Raw genomic sequence first — 19,037 nt, 5'->3', positions numbered from 1 at the left:
GCAGACGGATCGAGGGTGCGGCCGTCCCAGTATGGTGAGCGGCCCTGAGATGCCCGCCCGGCGATCCACGGGGGAATTGCCGGGCGGGCATCGCCGACCTCTGCATGGAATGACGAACGGGAGCTGACCATGAGCGAAGCGAAGAAGGCCAAGGACGACCTCCTCAAGCCGCAGGACAACCACGCGTCCGGCGAAGAGATCACCACGCTGGACAACCACGCGTCGGGGGGCGGCATCACCACCCTGGACAACCACGCGTCGGGCGAGGAGATCACCACGCTGGACAACCACGCGTCGGCTCCGACGCCCAAGTAGACCTCAACCGCACGGGGGAACGGCCGCGGCGGCGCGGAGGGGGAGCCGCCGCGGCCGCTGCGTGTCCGTGCCCTGCACGCCTGATCGCGCCGACCGCCCGTCACCACCCAGGACCAGCACGCCGAAGGGCCCGAGCCGACCGGCTCGGGCCCTGTCACACGTACGGTCACAACGCCCGGACCTGGACCTCCGGCCGGCACAGCTTCCGCATGTCGTCCTCGTCCGAGGTGAAGACCGCGACCCGCCCCCGCTGCCGCCCGGCGATGACCGCGGGCGCCGCGTCGACGGCGTCCTCATGGCCGTGCAGGCCGGTCTCGCTCAGCAGGCCGATCGCCTCGTCGGCGATGTCCTTGGTGACCGGCTCCACGGCGATGCGGGACATCACCCGGTTCCACTCGCCACGCCTGATTCTGCTGTGGCATGCCTCGATGAGGGTCATGCTGCTGGTCACCACACGGATTCTGGCCCGATGAGCGTCCTTGAGCCGTGCCTTCATCGGTGAGTCCCCGGGTGCCGCGCGCGAAAGCGCCTCACAGTCGAGCACGAAGCAGACATCGGTCATCAAGCAGCCTCTCGACCCTCGCCGTGCGCCCGGTCCTCATCGAACCATCGCTCGATCTCACGCCGCTCGGCTTCCGCCGCCGCCAACTCGGCCTCCGTCACCGGTCCGTGCTTCTCCTCCAGCCACGCCACCAGCTCGCCCAGCCGGTCCTGCTCACGCCGGCGCTCCACGGCATGCGTGACATACGCGCTGAACGCACCGGGGCCGACCTCGCTCCGGATCTCCTCCGCCGGTTCCTCCGGCAGCGTGACCGTGTACTTCTTGGTGACCATACCGCCTGGGGTCAGTACCGCAGCTCCGCCGAGACCATGCAGCGCTTCACCCGGGAGACCAGGCGGGGGCTGTCCATCTTCACCGTCACGGTCGCGGAGTCGCCGTGCGCGAGGTCGACCGTCGCCTCTCCCGTGTCGACGGTCAGACCCTTGGCGTCGACGAACGTCACGTCGACCTCGTAGGTGTGCTCGGTCGTCGCCGTCGAGCGGATCTCGACCGTCGAGGAGGTCACCGCCCTGCGCTTGCCCCTCTTGGGCTGGGCGCAGCGGATGACGCGGACCACGGGGGCGTCCGAGGCGGTGGGGCTGGGCGTGGCCGACTCGTACGTGGAGCCGCCCGACGAGCTGGACGAGCTGTCGTAGTCGTCATCGTCGTCGTAGTCGCGGTAACCGCCGTTGCTCTTCTTGGAGTTGGAGCAGCCACCTCCCCCGGAGCCACTGCTGCGGCTCTTCCCGCTCTTGCCGCCGTGGCTGGATGTGGAGAATCCGGTGAGCGCGAGCACCACCACGACCAGTACGGCCGCGAACCTCATCTGTCGCCGCATCATCGATGCAGCCCCCCTAGCTGTAGTCGGCTTCTTCGGCCGTCGCACGGCCGCGCGACACCGTAACGCACAGCATTCCCGGCGCTCACCCTTGATCCCGTCATGACCCTGTCACGGTCTGGTCATGGTCTCGGATGGCAGCGGGGATCGGCCGGGCGTAGCGTCGATCGCGGGGAGCGGTGCGCACAGCCGTGCGCCAAGGCCCGGGAGGCTGACGATGATCCGCAATGTCATCGGCTCCGTCGTCGCACTCGTGGGAGCCGCGGCGGCCGTCCAGAGCCCTTTCCAGCGCTGGTACCAGGACCGCCTGGGGCGGGACTACCGCATCCAGGACCTGTTCGACGGCATCACCGGCGTCTCGTCGTCCGTGATGGCCTCGATCCTGCTGCCGTTCCTCTTCGCCGCGCTGGTGACCCTTGCAGGGGTCGTGCTCCGCTCACGCTGGGTGGTGGCCCTCGCGGGCCTGATCGTGCTCGGCTTCACCGTGCTCTGGATGGTGCGGCAGGGGCAGGCGGCGGGCAGCCTGACGGTCGACGGCGACGGGTCCGGTCTCCGCTGGGGCGTGGCGCAGGCCCTGGCCGGCGGTGTCCTGCTCCTGCTGGGCGCCCTGCTCATGTCGGGGCGCCGCCGGACCACGCGGCCGGGGGACGCCGCCGAGCCCTATCCCGTACCGCCGGACGACCACCCGGATACCTGGCCGCCGACGCAGGAGCCGGGGCCGTCGGCGTACACGTCCCCCGCCCCCGAGCCGGAGGCGGATCCGTACACCGGGCCGGGCCGGCACCGGGCGTCGCCGCCCGCCGACGAGGACACCGCCCAGTACCCCGTGCAGCAACCCGACGAGGGGGAAGGGCAGGGCGGGGACCGGTACCACCCGCCCCATCCGTGAGGACTCAGGCCCGCGCCCTGTTCCCCGTCCCCGTGCCCTTCAGCGCGTCCAGGGCGTACACGCAGCGGTCCTTGCTGCACGCGTACACGACGCCCGCCTGCGCCACGGGGGAGCCCGTGATCTCGCCGCCCGTGGCCAGCTTCCAGCGGAGCTGGCCGCCCGCCGCGTCCAGCGTGTAGAGCACGTGGTCCGCCGAACCGAAGTGGACCCGGCCGTCCGCGACCACCGGTGCGCCGACGACGTCGCCGCCCGCGGCGAAACGCCACTTGGGCGTGCCGGTCACCGCGTCCAGGGTGTACAGCGCGCTGCCGCTCCCGACGTGCACGTTGCCGCCCGTGACCAGCACGGGCTCGACGGACTTCCGGGACTCCGTGGCGATCCGCCAGCGGTCCTTGCCGGTCGAGGCGTCCAGCGCGTACACGGTGCCCAGGTAGTCGGCGAGGTACACCCCGCCGCCCGTGACGGCCGGTCCCGGCGCGAAGGCCGGCGGGGAGAGGAAGACGGCGGGCGACTCGAAGTGCCAGCGCACCCGGCCGGAGACCGCGTCCACGGCCAGCACGCGGGTCCCCGCCGCGACGTACACGAAGCCGTCGGGCGCGGGGGTCACCCGGACCGGCACACCGCCGCAGGAGGCGGCGTCGCCGACCGGGTACGACCACCGCTCGCTGCCGGTGCGCGCGTCGACGGCCCGCAGCCGGGCGTCCTGCCACAGGTAGACCGTGCCGTCGTGGATGACGGGTCCGGCCTCCGCCGTCTCGAAGTCCGTCTGGACGCCGGAGGTCTCCCACAGCTTCTCGCCGCCGGACGCCTCCCACGCCTGTACGCCACCGCCCCGCGTGCCGGTCAGGACGGTGCCCCGGTCGGCCTGGAGGGAGTACACCCAGGCGTCGGTGGAGAGCCGCCACCGCTCGGCGCCGGTCGCCGCGTCCAGCGCGTACAGGGACGGTCCGTCCGAGGCGTGGATCCGGCCGCCGTCGACGGCCATCGACCAGGCCACGTCACGGGTCTTGAACTGGCGGCGCCCGTTGCCGACGTCCAGGGCGTGGACCTCGAACGACGTCACGTAGAGCAGATCGCCCACCACGACGGGCGTGCCCCACACGTCGTTCGACATGCGGAACCGCCACGGCCGCCAGCGCTCCGGCGCGGCGGGCGCGGTGTCCGGAGCCTGCGCGGGGGCGGGCACCGGAGCCGTCGGAGGTGTGACGACGCTCTGCCCACCGGGCGCGCGCACCCAGCCGGTGGCCGGGTCGGCGTGCGCGGCGGCGGGTCCGCGTACGTCCACGGGGCGCGGGCCGGGCCCGATCGGGACCTGGGCGCCGGCCAGCCGGACAGGACCGCCGTCGTGCGAGGAGACCGGCGCGGGGGCGGGAGCGGTCCGCAGGTCACCGCCGCCGCGCCAGGCACCGTCCGCACCGGGCGGGGGCTGCTGCGGGGGCGGGGGCACGACCACGGGGGCCGGCGCGACGGTGACGGCGCGGCCGCCGCCGCGGCGCTGCTCGATCATCGCGGTCGCGACGGTCGGCAGCCAGGCCGACGCCGTTCCGCTGTCGTCGCTGCCCGAGGCGAACAGGTGCGGGGCCAGCTGGGACTGGAGGTCCGCCGGGCTGGGCCGCCGCGTCGGGTCCATCTGCATGCAGGACTCGATGAGGGGGCGCAGGTCGTCGGGCAGCCCTTCCGTGTCGGGGCCCTCCCGCAGCAGCATGAACACGGTCTCGACCGGATTCGCCCCGTGGAAGGGCGCGTGGCCCGTCGCCGCGAAGACGAGGGTCGAGCCCAGCGAGAAGATGTCGCTCGCGCCGGTCACGCTGCGCGAGTCGCGGGCCTGCTCCGGGGACATGTAGGCGGGCGTGCCCACCGCGACGTTCGTCATGGTCAGGCGGGTGTTGGAGACGCCGGACGCGATCCCGAAATCGATGACCCGCGGCCCGTCCTCGACCACGAGGACGTTGGACGGCTTCATGTCCCGGTGGACGAGGCCGGCCCCGTGGATCGACTGGAGGGCCTCGGCGATCCCGGCCGCCAGCCAGCGCACGGCCTGCGTCGGCATCGGCCCGCACTCACTCACTATCTCCTCGAGGGAGGGGGCGGGGACGTACGCGGTGGCCAGCCACGGCACCGCGGCCCTCGGGTCGGCGTCGACCACGGCGGCCGTGTAGAAACCGCTGACCGCGCGAGCGGCCTCCACCTCACGCGTGAAGCGGACCCGGAACAGCTGGTCCTCGGCCAGTTCCGTGCGGACCGTCTTGATCGCCACGCGCCGGCCCGACGCCGACCGCGCCAGATAGACCAGCCCCATGCCGCCGGCCCCGAGCCGTCCCAGCACCTCGAACGGGCCGATCCGCCTCGGGTCATGCTGCGTCAGCTGCTCCACTTGCCTGCCACCTCCCCGTACGGACCTCAGGAACAGAAGTCCGCGAAATCCCGCCCTGTGCAGCGTCTCACCACTGGGCACCACTTGGCGGTGCGCACCCTGATTCTTCCTGGCTCGGGCCCCGGTTGCGAACCCGGGGGCGGATCGGGGTGTCTTGTGGCACTCCACCCCTTTCAGGACAGCGCCGGGACGGCCCCAGGACGGCTACGGCAGCAGCTCGGTCGGCTGGAGCACGGCGAAAGCCGCACCCTGATCGTCCTGGAGGACCGCCATCCGCCCGTACGGGATGTCCAGGGGCGGGGCCGTGATCCGGCCACCGAGGCGCGCGGCGGTCTCGACCGCGCGGTCGCAGTCGGCGACGGCGAAGTAGGTGAGGAAGTAGCTGGGGAGCATCGCGGGGAAGGCGTCCGTGAGGAGCGCGCGCCCGCCGACCGCGGTGTCCTCACCGGGCTCGGTCCCGGCGGGCGACCAGACCCGGAAGTCCTCCGTCGCCCCGGCCTGGCCCGGCAGTGCGATGTCGGTCCCGAGGAAGCCGAAGACCTCCTCGTAGAAGGCGTCCACGCGCTCCGGCTGCCGGGTGTAGACCTCGGTCCAGCAGAAGGCGGCGGGCTCGTTCTGCTTCTCGAAGCCCGCGCGCCCGCCCGCCTGCCAGAGGCCGAAGACCGCGCCGCCGGGGTCGACCGCCTGGGCGAGGACCCCGGCGGCGCCGGCCCGCACCGGATCGGTGATCACCTGCCCGCCGGCCTCGCGGACCAGGGCGACGGTGGCGCGGATGTCGTCGGTGGAGAAGTAGACGCCCCAGGTCGTGGGCATGCGGCCGTCCTGCTTGGCAGCGAGCGCGGCGACGAGCCGGCCGTCGCTGTACGCGTCGGCGAAGGGCATGCCGTCACCCGCGTGGAAGGTCCAGCCGAAGAGCCCGCCGTAGAAGCGCTTGCCGGCCTCCAGGTCGGAGAGCTGCACATCCACCCAGCACGGCGCGGACTGCGCGAATACGGCCATGACCCGGGTCCTTCCGTGGCAGTGAGGTCGCGACGGCCCGCGGCGGTGCCGCTGTGGATCACCGTGGGCCGCGGCGGGGCAGCCGTGACGCCCGTCACACTCAACGTAACGTCGAGGGGCCCGCGGCGCGCCCCGGGCGACCCGAATAGAACCTTTGCCCGAATCGTGAAGCTTCTGCGACCTGCGTGGACACGAGTTGTCCACCGAAGTTATCCACAGGCTGTTGATAACAAGATCCCATCGGGGCACGGCCCACGCGGACGTACGAGTAATTCGATAAAGCCCCGCGGGTCCCTTGTTCCCGGCTGTGAACCGCGCGGAAATCGCCTCGCACCGCACCGGGAATTGCGCTGTTCACCCCGTCCGCACTGGGCCGTTCCCCATTTGCAGTCGGTCAGATCGCGCTCGGATCACCCCTCGGTAAGCTGACGGCATGACAGGACAAGTACGCACCGTCGACGGCCGCGTGGCTGGTCGGCGAGGTCAGGCGACGCGGCAGAAGCTGCTCGACTGCCTCAGCGAGATGCTCAGCTCCTCGCCGTACCGGGACGTCAAAGTCATCGACGTGGCCCGGAAGGCGGGGACTTCACCCGCGACTTTCTACCAGTATTTCCCCGACGTCGAGGGCGCCGTTCTCGAACTCGCCGAGGAAATGGCCAAGGAAGGTGCCGGACTGACCGAACTGGTCGGCGGCCGCTCCTGGGTCGGCAAGGCCGGCTGGCAGGCCTCCGAAGAACTCGTCGAGGGATTCCTCGACTTCTGGCGCCGTCACGACGCGATCCTCCGCGTCGTCGATCTCGGCGCCGCCGAGGGCGACAAGCGGTTCTACAAGATCCGCATGAAGGTCCTGAACTCGGTCACCAACTCCCTGACGGACGCGGTCAAGGAGCTCCAGTCCAAGGGCAAGGTCGACAAGGACGTCAGCCCCGCGGCGGTGGCGGGCTCCCTGGTCGTCATGCTGGCGGGGGTCGCCTCGCACCAGAAGGGCTTCACCACCTGGGGTGTGAAGCAGGCCGAACTCCGGCCGAACCTCGCCCTTCTGGTCCATCTGGGCATCACCGGCAAGAAGCCGGTCAGGTAGGCCCCGGCAGCCCCCGACTCCCCCGCACACGCCGGGCGCCGCGCACCTCCGCGGCTCCCCCCGTCCTGTCGCGCCGACGGCGGACCACACCCGTGGTCCGCCGTCGGCGTTTCCGCACCGGGCCGCGAGGCGGTGGAATGGACCCATGAGCGATGCACAGAAGGACTTCCGCGACCTGCTCCACGCGCAGCGCGTCTGGGACGTCACCCTCCCCCGCTTCGATCCGTCGGCCGTGCCCGCCGCGCCCCTCCCGCTCTTCCACGCCTGGTTCGCCGAGGCGGTGGCGGCCGGGCAGACCGAACCGCACACCATGACCCTGGCGACCGCGGACGCCGAGGGCCGGCCCGATGTCCGCACCCTGATGCTGCACGACGCGGACGAGCGCGGCTGGCACTTCGCGACGCACGCCACCAGCGCGAAGGGCCGCCAGCTCGCCGAGCGCCCCCACGCCGCCCTCGGCTTCTACTGGCCCGCCCAGGGCCGCCAGGTGCGCGTCCGGGGCGCGGCCGTCCCCACGAGCCCCGAGGAGAGCCGGGCCGACCTGCGGGCCAGGTCCGCCGGCGCGCTGGCCTCCGCGCTGACCGGGCCCCAGAGCGAGGTGCTGCCCGCGCCCGAGGATCTCGAACGGGCCTCCGAGGCCGCCTGGGAACGGGCGCGGGCCGAACCGGACGCCGAGGTGGAGAGCTGGACGCGGTACGTGGTCGAGCCGCGGGAGGTCGAGTTCTTCCAGGGGGACGACCGCCGGCGGCACGTCCGGCTGCGGTACCGCCGGGAGGGTGCGGGCTGGATCCGCGAGCTCCTCTGGCCCTGATCTCCCCTTCACACGGTTTCTCCGGGAAAGGGGCACTATGGGAGTCAGGTGAGCTGCTGGAGGCACCCATGGCACGAGCCCGTTCCCGTTACGCCCCGGACCGCGGTCTGACCACCCGCATGGTGAGCACCATGTTCTTCATCGGTCTGCTGTACGTGGTCCTCGTGGGCGTGCTCCTCGCCGTCCTGCGCGGCGCCTGGCCGGTCGTCCTGATCGTCGCGGGTGGTCTGTTCGTCGCCCAGTTCTGGTTCAGCGACCGCATCGCCGCGTACGGCATGGGCGCCCGCGAGGTAACCCCCGAGGAGGCGCCGGAGCTGCACGGCGCGATCGACAGGATCTGCGCCCTCGCCGACATGCCCAAGCCCCGCGTGGCCGTGGCGCGGAGCGACGTGCCGAACGCCTTCGCCACCGGCCGCAGCGAGAGGACCGCCCTGGTCTGCGCCACGACCGGACTGCTGCGCAGACTGGAGCCCGAGGAACTGGAGGGCGTCCTCGCCCACGAGATGTCGCACGTCGCCCACCGCGACGTGGCCGTCATGACGATCGCGTCGTTCCTCGGTGTCCTCGCCGGCGTCGTCACCCGTGTCGCCCTGTGGGGCGGCTTCGCCCGCAACAGCCGGGGCAACGACCCCGCGGGCGTCATCATCATGCTCATCCCGCTGATCAGCGCGGTCGTGTACGCCCTGAGCTTCCTGCTGACCCGGCTGCTCTCCCGCTACCGCGAGCTCTCCGCCGACCGCACGGCAGCCCTGCTCACCGGCCGCCCCTCGGCCCTCGCCTCCGCCCTCACCAAGGTGAGCGGGCAGATGGCCCGGATCCCGACGGAGGACCTGCGGAAGGCGGAGCCGTACAACGCCTTCTACTTCGTGCCCGCCTTCGCCGCCGAGGAGAGCCTGGGACGGCTGCTCTCCTCCCACCCGACCCTCGAACAGCGCCTGGACCAGCTGGCCCGCATCTCGGCCGGCCTCTCCCGCCCGTAAGGAGCTCCCGTGGGACTGCTCGACAGCATCCTGGGGCGCAGCAGGCCGGTCCGCCCCGACCTGGACCAGCTCTTCGCCGTGCCGTCCGCCGCGCTCACCCTCCAGGCCGGCACCGGCTTCACGCCGACCGGGCTGGGTTCGGTGTGCTTCGCGGGGGTGGAGGGCGGCGCGTTCGCCCGTGTCCGGGAGGACGTACGGGAGTTGCTCGACGCGGACACCGGGCGCGGCGGTGTCCCGGTGGAGTTCAGCCAGGACGCCTACGGCTACACCTGGCTGCTGGCCCGCCAGGAGGCCGGCGGCGAGGGCACGGCCGCCCTGGTCAACGACCTGCACGCGGTCAACACCCTTCTCCAGGAAGGCGGCTTCGGCCCGCATCTGCTCTGCTCGCTGATCGGCTTCCGCGATCCGGAGGGGCGTGCGCTGGCGCTGGTGTACCTCTACAAGCGGGGCACGTTCTATCCGTTCGCGCCGGCGCCGGGCGGCGGGGAGAGGCGCGACAACCAACGGGAGCTCCAGGTACGGGCGGTGCTCGGCGACGACCTCCGGGTGGAGAGCGACCTCTCCCGCTGGTTCCCGGTGTGGGGCGCCCCCGGTCTCTGAACGGGTCGATCCGTCCACCCGTGATCATTTCGCAACCGATTCCCGTCCGGACCGGAACCCATCATGTCCATGTCCCATTACGCTCCGAACCATGCCCGAACGCACTTCCCCCACCGATGACGCCCTTTCCGCCTCCGTCGACCGCGGCGCCGACAGGCCGGTCTATGTGATCGGCGGCGGCCCCGGCGGCCTCGCCGTCGCCGCGGCCCTGCGGGAGCACGGCGTACGGGCGGTGGTGCTGGAGAAGTCCGGACACGTCGGGTCGTCCTGGCGCCGCCACTACGACCGGCTGCACCTCCACACGATCCGGCGCTGGTCCGCGCTGCCGGGGCTGGCGATGCCCCGGAGGTTCGGGCGCTGGGTGTCGCGTGACGACATGGTGCGCTACCTGGAGAAGTACGCCGAGCACCACGAGCTGGACGTCGTGACGGGCGTCGAGGTGTCCCGGATCGACCGGACCGGCGACGGCACCGGCTGGCAGCTGAGCGCCACCGGCGGCCGGGTGCTCACCGGACGGGCGGTGGTGGTGGCCACCGGCTTCAACCACACCCCCCGCGTGCCCGGCTGGCCCGGCCGTGACGGCTTCGCGGGCGAGCTGACGCACGCCTCGGAGTACCGCGGCCCGGCCCCGTACGCGGGCAAGGACGTGCTCGTCGTGGGCATCGGCAACACCGGGGCCGAGATCGCCGTGGACCTGGTCGAGGGCGGCGCGTCCCGGGTGCGGATCGCGGTCCGCACGGTCCCGCACATCGTGCGCCGCTCCACGGCGGGCTGGCCCGCGCAGGCGACCGCCGTCCTGGTCCGCAGACTGCCGGTCCGGCTCGTCGACCGGGCCGGGCGTCTGATGTGCCGGATCTCCGTCCCCGACCTGGCGGAGCAGGGCCTTCCCCGCCCGGACACGGGTCTGTACTCCCGGGTGAAGGAAGGCGCGATCCCCGTCCAGGACGTCGGGCTGATCGACGCGGTGCGGAGCGGCCGGGTGGTCCCGGTGGCGGCCGTGGAGTCGTTCGACGGGGACGCGGTGGTCCTGGCCGACGGAACCCGGATCACCCCGGACGCGGTGGTCGCGGCGACCGGCTACGACCGCGCCCTGGAGGACCTCGTCGGCCACCTCGGCGTGCTGGACGCCCGGGGCCGCCCCTCGGTGCACGGCGCCCGCACACCCGAGGGGGCCCCGGGCCTCTACTTCACCGGCTTCACCAACCCGATCAGCGGCATGCTCCGCGAAATCGCCCTGGACGCACGGAGGATAGCCGGGAAGCTGGCCAAGCTCTGAGGGTGCCGCCGGGGGCGGCCCGCCTCGGTGCCTCGCCCCCGCCGGCTCTCCGTCACGCGGCGGGAACCGGATTCACCGTGACCCGGTCACGGGCACCTGGGGGACGGTGCACACGGCGGTCGTCCCGCTCGGCGCGCAGTTCCCGGGCCAGGTCACCTCGGCCACCCCGGCGAGGCCGGAGATGTCCACGGTGAGGCGGCCGTCCGTGACGGTGAGGAACGCCCGAGGTTGTGCGCCGTCCCCTTGTCCGCGCCCCCTGGACGGCAGGAGACCCGACGGCCCGTCAGGCGGCCGCGACGGGGAGCACCGGATCGCCCGTCCGTCCGCGGCGGATCATCAGCGCCATCAGGGCGGCCGTCGCGCACAGCGCCCCGGAGGCGTACCAGACGAGGTCGTACGAGCCGGTCACGTCGCGTACCACCCCGCCGAGGAACGCCACCGCGGCCGCGCCGACCTGGTGGGAGGCCAGGACCCAGCCGAAGACGATCGCGCTGTCCTCGCCGTACTGCTCCCGGCACAGGGCCATGGTGGGCGGGACCGTGGCAACCCAGTCCAGGCCGTAGAAGACGATGAAGAAGACCATCGGCGGATGCACCGCCGGGGCCATCAGCATCGGCAGGAACAGCAGTGAGACACCGCGGAGCGCGTAGTACACGGCCAGCAGCCTCCGGGCGTCGAACCGGTCCGTGAGCCAGCCGCTGAAGACCGTGCCGATGATGTCGAAGACCCCGATGACGGCCAGGAGCGAGGCCGCCGCGGTGATCTCCATGCCGTGGTCGTGGGCGGAGGGCACGAAGTGGGTGCGGATCAGGCCGTTGGTGGAGGCCCCGCAGATCGCGAACGAGCCCGCCAGCAGCCAGAACGGCCCCGTGCGGGCCGCCTCGAACAGGACGCGCACGGTGCGGCGCGCGGCGCCCCGCGCGGGGGCCGGCTTCTCCACGTACGCGCCGCCGTACGGGGCGAGGCCCACGTCGGCCGGGTGGTCGCGCATCAGGAGCCAGACGAACGGGACGACGACGAGCGCCGCCAGCGCGACCGTCACCGAGGCCGGCTGCCAGCCGTGCCGGTCGACGATCCAGGCGCACAGCGGGAGGAAGACCAGCTGGCCGGAGGCCCCGGCCGCGGTCAGGATCCCGGTCACCAGTCCGCGGCGGGCGACGAACCAGCGGTTGGTGACGGTCGCCGAGAACGCCATCGCCATCGATCCCGTGCCCAGGCCGACGAGCACGCCCCAGTAGAGCATCAGCTGCCAGGACGCCGTCATCCACACACTCGCGAGCGCGCCCGCCGCGACCGCGCTGAGTGCGACGACCACGACCCGGCGGATACCGAACCGGTCCATCAGGGCCGCTGCGAACGGCGCGGTCAGCCCGTACAGCGCCATGTCGAGGGAGACGGCGAGACCGATCTCGCCGTACGACCACTTGAAGTCGTCGTTGAGGGGCTCGATGAGGAGTCCGGGCAGGGAGTTGAAGGCCGCGCCGCCGATGATCGTCACGAAGGTGACGGCGGCGACGATCCACGCGCGGTGGATCCGCGGGCGGCGTGTCCGCGGGCGGGCGGGGCCTCGAGGAGCGCTCTCGACCGGTGCGTCGTCGGTTGTCTGGGTCACGCCGCCCAGCATCCGGCCACGTGCCGCTGCCGGACGAGTGGCTGGGGAGACACCCTTCGCAGGGATCGGGCCACCGGGGTTCAGGGGCGCGCGGGGGAGCGCCCGCGCACCAGCCGGCTGTGGACGGCCCAGGCCAGGACCGCGCCGGCCGCGTACCAGAGCAGGTCCGGGGCGTTGAACGTCGAGCCGAGCACCAGCCGTGCCACCGTGCTCCGCCGGGCCAGATCGGCCGGTACGCCCGTGAGCTGGGCCAGTTCGACCGCCCAGCTGACGGCCAGCGCGACGCCCGCCGCCGTGGGCGGCCGCACCCGGGGCACCAGGAGGACCACGAGGGTGTGGATCAGTACGGTGTAGAGGGCGTCGCCCGCGTACTTCGCCACGTCCCCGCTCGCCGTCGACCGGACGCCGAGGCCCGCCGCCACGGTCACGAGTGCCGCTGCCACGGCCGTCGCGCGGACGGCCAGGCCGGGGGGAACAGACGCGCTCACGGTCGGCTTCTCGTTCATGACCGGTACGTTTATCAGCCCGTAGCCGGTAGCACTCAATCCGCGGGAGAACGGGAGTCCGTATGCGCCACCGCGTGGTCGTCCTCGCGCTCGACGAGGTGATCCCCTTCGAACTGGGCATTCCGCAGCGGATCTTCGGCCGGGCGCGGAGCTCGGAGGTGCCCGCCGCCGCCGAGGAGCTCTACTCCGTCGTGACCTGCTCCGTCCGGCCGCCGGGACCGGTCCGCACCGACGCGGACTTCAGCATCCTGGTCGAGCACGGCCCCGCCGCACTCGCCACCGCCGACACGGTCGTCGTCCCTGCGTCGTACGAACTCGGCCCCGTCCACGAGGAGGGCCGGCTCACCGGCGAACTGGCCGCCGCCCTCGCGCACGTCAGGCCGGGCACCCGGATGGTCTCCATCTGCACCGGCGGCTACGTCCTCGCGGCGGCCGGATATCTCGACGGGCGTCCCGCCACCACGCACTGGTCCTCGGCCGATCACTTCCAGCGGCTCTTCCCGAAGGTCCGCGTCGACCCGGACGTCCTCTTCATCGACGACGGTGACGTGCTCACCTCGGCCGGTGTGGCCGCCGGGATCGACCTCTGCCTGCACCTCGTGCGCCGCGACCACGGCACGGCCGTCGCCAACGACGTCGCCCGCCGCACCGTCGTACCGCCTCACCGCGACGGCGGCCAGGCCCAGTTCATCCGGCGCCCGATGCCCGAGCCGGGGCTCGCCACGACAACGGCGGCGCGGGCCTGGGCACTCGGGCGGCTGGAACAGCCGATCCTGCTGCGCGACATGGCGAGCCAGGACTCGATGAGCGTGCGCACCTTCACCCGCCGCTTCCGCGAGGAGGTCGGCATCAGCCCGGGTCAGTGGCTCGCCCGTCAGAGGGTGGAGCGGGCGCGGCATCTGCTGGAGTCCACGGATCTCTCCGTCGACCAGGTGGCGCGGGGCTCCGGATTCGGCACGGCCACCTCCCTGCGCCAGCATGTGCAGGCCGCTCTGGGGGTGTCGCCCACGGTCTACCGGCGGACGTTCCGGTCGGCGCTCACGGACCGCTGAGGGATCGCCTCAGAGCCTGGCCCGGTCCCCGGACTGCTCCTGGACCACCGGGATCATCACCGGCCCGCCGCGGTCGACCTCGCACCAGATCCGCTTGCCGGCACCCTCCGGCTGCCAGCCCCAGCGGTCGGCCAGGCCGTCCACCAGCTCCAGGCCGCGGCCGCCGGTGTCCTCACCCGCGGCGTGACGCGGCTGGGGCGGCCGGCAGCTGGTGTCGGCCACCTCGACCCGCACCGTGCCCGCGGAACCCGCGGGGTTCGACGAGCCGAACAGCATCCTGAGGACGGCCGGACACCCCGTGTGGACGACCGCGTTGGTGACGAGCTCCGAGATCAGCAGGATGAGCGTCTCCGCGAGCGGCTCGTCGTCCCCCAACCCGGACCCGATCAGGCGCGACCGCGCCCATCTGCGGGCCCGTCCCACCTCTGCGGGATCCGGCCCGACCTCCAGCTGAACCTGAAGCACCTGCACCGCTCACACCATCCGAACCGGCGGACACATCGCCTCGCGCCTCCTCAGGGTCACGGAACGTGACTCCCCTGCGAGACAGCATGGTTGACGTACAGTCACCGCAACAAGCGCTTCGGGCATATTCCAGCGCGAAGGAGTACGCGTGGTCCATACTGTGCGACGCGTGCTGCGGAGAGTCGAACAGAAGCGCAGCGGCATCCCGGGGACCCCGTCCCCGGTCGGCCTGCCGCAGCTCCGTGGGGAGTGAGCAGGGCGCCGTGCGTCACCCGGGGCCGCCCCGTGGGGCGCACCCGGATCCTTCGGTTCCCGTACCACTCGCATCCCACGGAGCGTACCCGAGAGAGCGCCGTCGACTCCGCCCGGTGACAGACCGCCCCGGGAGCACGCCCCGCGCCCGGATGCGTTGCGTCACGCACGGCACACGGTCCGTACGTCTCCGGTCAGCCACGACCGCCCGGCGGTCGGCACTCCGGCCCGCCCGGGGGCGGATCGGAGACGGAGCACGAACTGCTTGCACCCTTGGGCGTGTTGACGCACATCCCGCACGCCGCCGGGTGCCGGACGCGCGCCTCTGTCCGGTCAGGCCCGACTACGCGTCGGGTTCGATCACGGTGAAGTACGCGGCGAAGGCGGCGACCGCCTCCGCCTCCGCGATCCGGCCGTCCTGGTCGGTGTCCAGGCTCCGGGCCGCGACGCCCGCGATGTCGTCCGCCGCTCCCAGGACGCGCAGGGCGCGCTCCACCGCGGCGACCGGGGCGGCCACGGGTGCGCCGCCCTCGGAGTCCGTGCCGGCGGCCACGGCGATCGCCGCGCGCAGGAAGGGGCGTGCGATCTCCGCGAAGCGTTCGGGGTTGTCACGCAGCCGTTTCACGGCTCCGCCGACGAACTCCTCCCGGGTGACCCGCTGGTCCCCGTCCACGTCGGCGATGCCGGCCATGCCCTGCCAGAAGGCCTCGGCCCCCGTGTAGAGCGACTGGCCCCGGTCGCAGCGGGCCGTCGTTCCGAACTCGGTGAGCAGACGGGCCGCGGCGGCGTTGAAGTCGGCGCGGTCGATGTAGTCGTTGCCGTCCTGGTCGAAGGCGGCGAAGCGGTGCGCGATCTTGCGCTCGTACTCTGCGCTGTCCATGCGGGGAGCGTACGACGCCGGGCGGCGTCACGTGTCACTGACTCCCTTCAGCGAGGTCACGGCCTCGCCGCGAACCGGCGCGTCACGCGGTGAGCGGCCGGGACTCGTCGTCGGTCGCCGCGTCGGCGTCGGGGTAGACGTCGAAGAGGCGGCGGACACCCAGCGCGCCCAGCACCTTGTTGACGTGCGAGCCGTCGACGGCGCCGCGGGCCGGGAGGATCAGCCGCAGCCGTCCGCCGCAGGACTTCATCAGGCGGCGGGAGGCGATCAGGACGCCGACGCCGCTGGAGTCGCAGAAGAGGACACCCGAGAGGTCGAGGACGACGTCGTGCTGCCCCGCGGCCACCGCCCCGTGGACGGACTGACGCACGACGGGTGAGCTCACGAGGTCGAGCTCGCCGTGGATCCGCAGCACGGTCCACGCGTCCTGCTCGGTCTCGTACACCTTCAGCGTCACGCGACTCGGCCTCTCGTTCCGGGGCTCCGGAGGATCCGGAAGTTTCCGTTCCACCTCGCGGCTGCCCGCGTACCCGCCTGCGAAACACCCTTCCACACCCGGGCCCGGCACAGGATTCGTACAGAAATGATCACTTCAGGATCGTTTACGCGATCAGGAAAAGGCAAGGGGTGAAGCGTTCCCTATCATTCGGCGCCACTCGAGGGACGTACTTGCCGGAAAGGTGCATGCCCCGACTGTGCCGACGACTACATTCGACGTGACGAGAGGCACAGGGCTGGGGGCTGGATGGCGAAGGACGCACCACCGCGCTGGGACCGCCGGATGCAGCAGCGGCTGGCGCGTGGCGAGGCGGCGGCCCTCGGTGAGCTCTACGACCGGTTCGCCGCCCTCGTGCACAGCCAGGCCCACCGCATGCTCGACGACGAGGACGCGGCGGACCAGGTGACGCGCGAGGTCTTCGGCTACGTCTGGGAGAACCCCGACGCCTACGACCCCAAGCACGGCTCGATGCGCTCCTGGGTGGCGCGGCTCACCCACCGCCGGTCGGTGCGGCGGCTGCGGGACACGCACGGCGAGGACGAGGGCCCCGACGGCGACGGGCGGGCCGAGGAGATGGAGCACCGGGTACGGAAGGCCACCGCCGCCGCCCGCGCCGACTACATCGTCGCCTCCATGCCCGCGCCGCTGCGCGCCGCGCTCGAGCTCGCGTACGTCCAGCGCCGGGACTACCGGCAGGCGGCCGCCGACCTCGGCGTCACCGGCGACGAGGCCAGGCGCCGGCTCCGCCTCGGGCTCCAGCTGCTCTCCACCGCGAACACCCGCCTCACGGCGGACTCGGCGCCTCCCGGCTACGGGCCGACACCGTGAGCGGGAGCCACGGCGGCGACGGCCGCGACGGGGAGCGGCCGGTCGAGCGGCGCATACCGGGGCCCCGGGCCGCCGCGGACGACCAGGAGCGGCTTCCCCCGGCCGTCCCCTCCGGGGGCTCGCAGCCGCCGGAGCCCCCGGATCCTCCCCTTCCGCCGGAGCCACCGGATCCACCCGCCCCGGCGCTCCCCCACCGGGTGCTCAAGTCCCTCCTCGGCGCATGGGCCCTGGCCGCGTGCTCCGCGCAGGAGACCGCGGCCGTCGAGGACCACCTCACCGCGTGCGCACCCTGCGCCGACGAGGCGCTGCGCCTGCGCGACGCCGTGGGGCTGCTGCACACCGACGGCACCCTGGACCTGGACCCGATGCTCCGGTCCCGGGTCCTGGAGGGCTGTCTGGGCCGCCGCCCGGCGCGCATCCCCGTCCCCTCCTGGGCCGCGCCCTACGACGCGGAGACCGCACGGCTCGACGCGCTGCTGCGGGACATCGGTGACGCGGAGTGGCACGCGCCGGTCCGGCTGAAGTGGTTCGAGGACGACCGGCAGGTGAACCGCAGGACGACGGTCGCCGGGGTGATCGGCCACCTCGTGGCCGTCGACGGCCTGGCGTCCAGGGCGCTCGGCCTGGACGACCCGCTCGGGAAGGGCGACAGGCCTGTGGCGCCGACCGAGCGCACCGAGTCGTACTGGTCGGCCGCTCTCCGCCCGCCCACCCGGGCCGTACGGGAGCCCTGGCGCGACCAGAGCCACTCCCTCGTCCGCACGGTGTCGTTCGCCGGCCGCGGCGTCGCGGAGCTCTCCGTCCCGTACGGGGGCTTCGCCCTCCCGCTGCAGGACTCGCTCCTGGAGCGGGCCTTCGAGTGCTGGATCCACGGCGGTGACATCGCGGACGCCGTGGACTACCCCTACGAGCCGCCGGCCGCCGCCCATCTGCACGGGATGATCGACCTGGCGGCCCGGCTGCTGCCCGCCACCCTGGCCGGGCGCCGCCGCGCGGGGCTGGCGTCACCGGCCCGCCACCTGGTCACCGCGGGATCCCCGGGCCGCTCCCTCCACCTGGAGGTCGAGGGCCGTGGCGGTGGCGACTGGTACATCGCCCTGGACTCGCCGGCCGCCCTCGGCTCCCCCGCCCACACGGTCGCGCAGGTCGCGCTCGACGGGGTGGAGTTCTGCCGGCTCGTCGCCGGCCACGTGCTGCCGGTCGAGGCCGCGGCGGGCCAGGAGGGCGACCGCGAGGCGATCCGCGACGTCCTCTTCGCCGCCGCCTCCCTCAGCCGTCTCTGAACCGGCCGGGCGCCGGCCGCGGCGGGCCCGGGTGCCGCGGGATCAGTCGAAGACGACCGTACGACGGCCGTTGAGCAGGATGCGGCGCTCCGCGTGCCACTTGACGGCGCGGGCCAGTGCCTGGCACTCCACGTCGCGCCCGACGGCCACGAGCTGGTCCGGCGTGACGCCGTGTCCGACGCGCTCGACCTCCTGCTCGATGATCGGCCCCTCGTCGAGGTCCGCTGTCACGTAGTGCGCCGTGGCACCGATCAGCTTCACACCGCGCGCATGGGCCTGGTGGTAGGGCTTCGCGCCCTTGAAGCTCGGCAGGAAGGAGTGGTGGATGTTGATGATCCGGCCGCTCAGCTGCTTGCAGAGGTCGTCCGAGAGGACCTGCATGTAGCGCGCCAGGACCACGAGTTCGACGTTCTCCCCGCGGACCAGCTCCAGCAGCTGCGCCTCGGCCTCGGCCTTGTTCTCCCTGTTCACGGGGATGTGCCGGAAGGGGACGCCGTACGAGGCGACGAGCTCGGCGAAGTCCGTGTGGTTGGAGACGACCGCGACGATCTCGACGGGCAGCGCGCCCGTGCGGGAGCGGAACAGCAGGTCGTTGAGGCAGTGCCCGAACTTGCTCACCATGAGGACGATCCGCATCCGGTCGCTCGCCCGGTGGATCTGCCACTCCATCCGGAACGAGTCCCCGATCGCGGCGAAGCTGGCCCGCAGCTTCTCCACGCTGACCGGGGAGTCCGCCGAGAAGTGGACGCGCATGAAGAAGAGACCGGTGTCGTGGTCGCCGAACTGCTGGCTGTCCTCGATGTTGCAGCCGGTCATGAAGAGGTAGCTCGACACGGCGTGCACGATGCCCTGCTTGTCGGGGCAGGAGAGCGTGAGGACGTACTGCTCGGCGGGGGCGTCCGAGGCAGCGGGTACGGATTCGGCGGGCTGCTGCGCGGTCATCCCCGTAGGGTGCC

Annotated in this window: 21 protein-coding genes; 10 read left to right on the top strand and 11 right to left on the bottom strand. The window is 72.7% G+C overall.

The annotated features are described in order from the left end of the window. Positions 1-129 precede the first annotated feature (129 nt). A complete protein-coding gene (locus OG488_RS21960) occupies positions 130-315 on the top strand; it encodes a sigma-like protein (protein WP_329231671.1) in 186 nt (61 codons plus the stop codon). Between the two features lie 166 nt (positions 316-481). Here the strand turns inward: OG488_RS21960 and OG488_RS21955 are convergent, their stop codons facing one another. From OG488_RS21955 to OG488_RS21945, 3 genes are read right to left on the bottom strand one after another with little or no spacing between them, the layout of a single operon-like run. Beyond that, complete coding sequence (locus OG488_RS21955; protein WP_329231669.1) at positions 482-877, bottom strand: PIN domain-containing protein; 396 nt, start codon at positions 875-877, stop codon at positions 482-484. Continuing rightward, positions 877-1,149: a hypothetical protein gene (locus OG488_RS21950; protein WP_329231667.1), complete on the bottom strand. Its 273-nt coding sequence runs from the start codon at positions 1,147-1,149 to the stop codon at positions 877-879. Before OG488_RS21950 ends, OG488_RS21955 begins: the two co-directional genes overlap by 1 nt. Before the next feature lie 11 nt (positions 1,150-1,160). Next, positions 1,161-1,697, bottom strand: a complete 537-nt coding sequence (locus OG488_RS21945) for a hypothetical protein (RefSeq protein WP_329231665.1) — start codon at positions 1,695-1,697, stop codon at positions 1,161-1,163. Between the two features lie 214 nt (positions 1,698-1,911). Here OG488_RS21945 and OG488_RS21940 point away from each other — a divergent pair, with 214 nt between their 5' ends. Continuing rightward, the gene (locus tag OG488_RS21940) at positions 1,912-2,583 is read left to right on the top strand and encodes a hypothetical protein (protein ID WP_329231663.1); all 672 of its coding nucleotides are present in this window, start codon (positions 1,912-1,914) and stop codon (positions 2,581-2,583) included. A 4-nt stretch (positions 2,584-2,587) separates the two neighbouring features. Here the strand turns inward: OG488_RS21940 and OG488_RS21935 are convergent, their stop codons facing one another. Together OG488_RS21935 and OG488_RS21930 are read right to left on the bottom strand one after the other, a co-directional pair. After that, the gene (locus OG488_RS21935) at positions 2,588-4,957 is read right to left on the bottom strand and encodes a serine/threonine-protein kinase (RefSeq protein ID WP_329231661.1); all 2,370 of its coding nucleotides are present in this window, start codon (positions 4,955-4,957) and stop codon (positions 2,588-2,590) included. A 204-nt stretch (positions 4,958-5,161) separates the two neighbouring features. Further along, positions 5,162-5,956 carry a VOC family protein gene (locus tag OG488_RS21930; protein ID WP_329231659.1) on the bottom strand — a complete coding sequence of 265 codons (795 nt, stop codon included), beginning with the start codon at positions 5,954-5,956 and terminating at the stop codon, positions 5,162-5,164. A gap of 433 nt (positions 5,957-6,389) precedes the next feature. Between OG488_RS21930 and OG488_RS21925 the strand changes: the two genes are divergently transcribed. The 5 genes from OG488_RS21925 to OG488_RS21905 all read left to right on the top strand — a co-directional run bounded on the left by OG488_RS21925 (position 6,390) and on the right by OG488_RS21905 (position 10,704). Continuing rightward, positions 6,390-7,037 carry a TetR family transcriptional regulator gene (locus OG488_RS21925; protein ID WP_329231657.1) on the top strand — a complete coding sequence of 216 codons (648 nt, stop codon included), beginning with the start codon at positions 6,390-6,392 and terminating at the stop codon, positions 7,035-7,037. A gap of 145 nt (positions 7,038-7,182) precedes the next feature. Further along, complete coding sequence (locus OG488_RS21920) at positions 7,183-7,848, top strand: pyridoxine/pyridoxamine 5'-phosphate oxidase (protein WP_329231655.1); 666 nt, start codon at positions 7,183-7,185, stop codon at positions 7,846-7,848. 68 nt (positions 7,849-7,916) lie between these two features. Next, entirely contained in the window at positions 7,917-8,828 is a 912-nt protein-coding gene (gene htpX, locus OG488_RS21915; protein ID WP_329231653.1) for a zinc metalloprotease HtpX, read from the top strand. Between the two features lie 9 nt (positions 8,829-8,837). Further along, positions 8,838-9,428 carry a PspA-associated protein PspAB gene (pspAB, locus tag OG488_RS21910; protein ID WP_329231651.1) on the top strand — a complete coding sequence of 197 codons (591 nt, stop codon included), beginning with the start codon at positions 8,838-8,840 and terminating at the stop codon, positions 9,426-9,428. A 91-nt stretch (positions 9,429-9,519) separates the two neighbouring features. Further along, positions 9,520-10,704, top strand: coding sequence for a flavin-containing monooxygenase (locus OG488_RS21905; RefSeq protein WP_329231649.1), 1,185 nt, complete (start codon positions 9,520-9,522; stop codon positions 10,702-10,704). A gap of 283 nt (positions 10,705-10,987) precedes the next feature. Here the strand turns inward: OG488_RS21905 and OG488_RS21900 are convergent, their stop codons facing one another. Then, a complete protein-coding gene (locus OG488_RS21900) occupies positions 10,988-12,328 on the bottom strand; it encodes an MFS transporter (protein WP_443074237.1) in 1,341 nt (446 codons plus the stop codon). Between the two features lie 68 nt (positions 12,329-12,396). Beyond that, on the bottom strand, positions 12,397-12,822 hold the full coding sequence (locus OG488_RS21895; RefSeq protein WP_329231645.1) for a ribosomal maturation YjgA family protein: 426 nt from the start codon (positions 12,820-12,822) through the stop codon (positions 12,397-12,399). Between the two features lie 62 nt (positions 12,823-12,884). Here OG488_RS21895 and OG488_RS21890 point away from each other — a divergent pair, with 62 nt between their 5' ends. Next, a complete protein-coding gene (locus tag OG488_RS21890) occupies positions 12,885-13,874 on the top strand; it encodes a GlxA family transcriptional regulator (protein ID WP_329231643.1) in 990 nt (329 codons plus the stop codon). Between the two features lie 9 nt (positions 13,875-13,883). Here OG488_RS21890 and OG488_RS21885 read toward each other — a convergent pair whose 3' ends face one another. The 3 genes from OG488_RS21885 to OG488_RS21875 form a co-directional block, all read right to left on the bottom strand. Then, positions 13,884-14,345 carry an ATP-binding protein gene (locus OG488_RS21885; RefSeq protein WP_329231641.1) on the bottom strand — a complete coding sequence of 154 codons (462 nt, stop codon included), beginning with the start codon at positions 14,343-14,345 and terminating at the stop codon, positions 13,884-13,886. A gap of 589 nt (positions 14,346-14,934) precedes the next feature. After that, the gene (locus tag OG488_RS21880; protein WP_329231640.1) at positions 14,935-15,471 is read right to left on the bottom strand and encodes an EF-hand domain-containing protein; all 537 of its coding nucleotides are present in this window, start codon (positions 15,469-15,471) and stop codon (positions 14,935-14,937) included. An 82-nt stretch (positions 15,472-15,553) separates the two neighbouring features. Then, positions 15,554-15,928 (bottom strand): STAS domain-containing protein, encoded by a 375-nt coding sequence (locus tag OG488_RS21875; RefSeq protein WP_203181872.1) that lies wholly within the window; start codon positions 15,926-15,928, stop codon positions 15,554-15,556. Between the two features lie 288 nt (positions 15,929-16,216). Between OG488_RS21875 and OG488_RS21870 the strand changes: the two genes are divergently transcribed. Beyond that, positions 16,217-16,798 (top strand): RNA polymerase sigma factor, encoded by a 582-nt coding sequence (locus tag OG488_RS21870; protein WP_329231638.1) that lies wholly within the window; start codon positions 16,217-16,219, stop codon positions 16,796-16,798. Further along, positions 16,795-18,081, top strand: a complete 1,287-nt coding sequence (locus OG488_RS21865) for a maleylpyruvate isomerase N-terminal domain-containing protein (protein ID WP_329231636.1) — start codon at positions 16,795-16,797, stop codon at positions 18,079-18,081. Before OG488_RS21870 ends, OG488_RS21865 begins: the two co-directional genes overlap by 4 nt. Before the next feature lie 42 nt (positions 18,082-18,123). Here the strand turns inward: OG488_RS21865 and purU are convergent, their stop codons facing one another. Next, complete coding sequence (gene purU / locus OG488_RS21860) at positions 18,124-19,023, bottom strand: formyltetrahydrofolate deformylase (protein ID WP_329231634.1); 900 nt, start codon at positions 19,021-19,023, stop codon at positions 18,124-18,126. Positions 19,024-19,037: the final 14 nt, after the last annotated feature.

Origin of the sequence: Streptomyces sp. NBC_01460, assembly GCF_036227405.1 — a bacterium.
Lineage (GTDB): Bacteria > Actinomycetota > Actinomycetes > Streptomycetales > Streptomycetaceae > Streptomyces.
The sequence above is the reverse complement of the archived record's forward strand: the minus strand, read 5'-3'. Positions and strand labels throughout refer to the sequence as shown.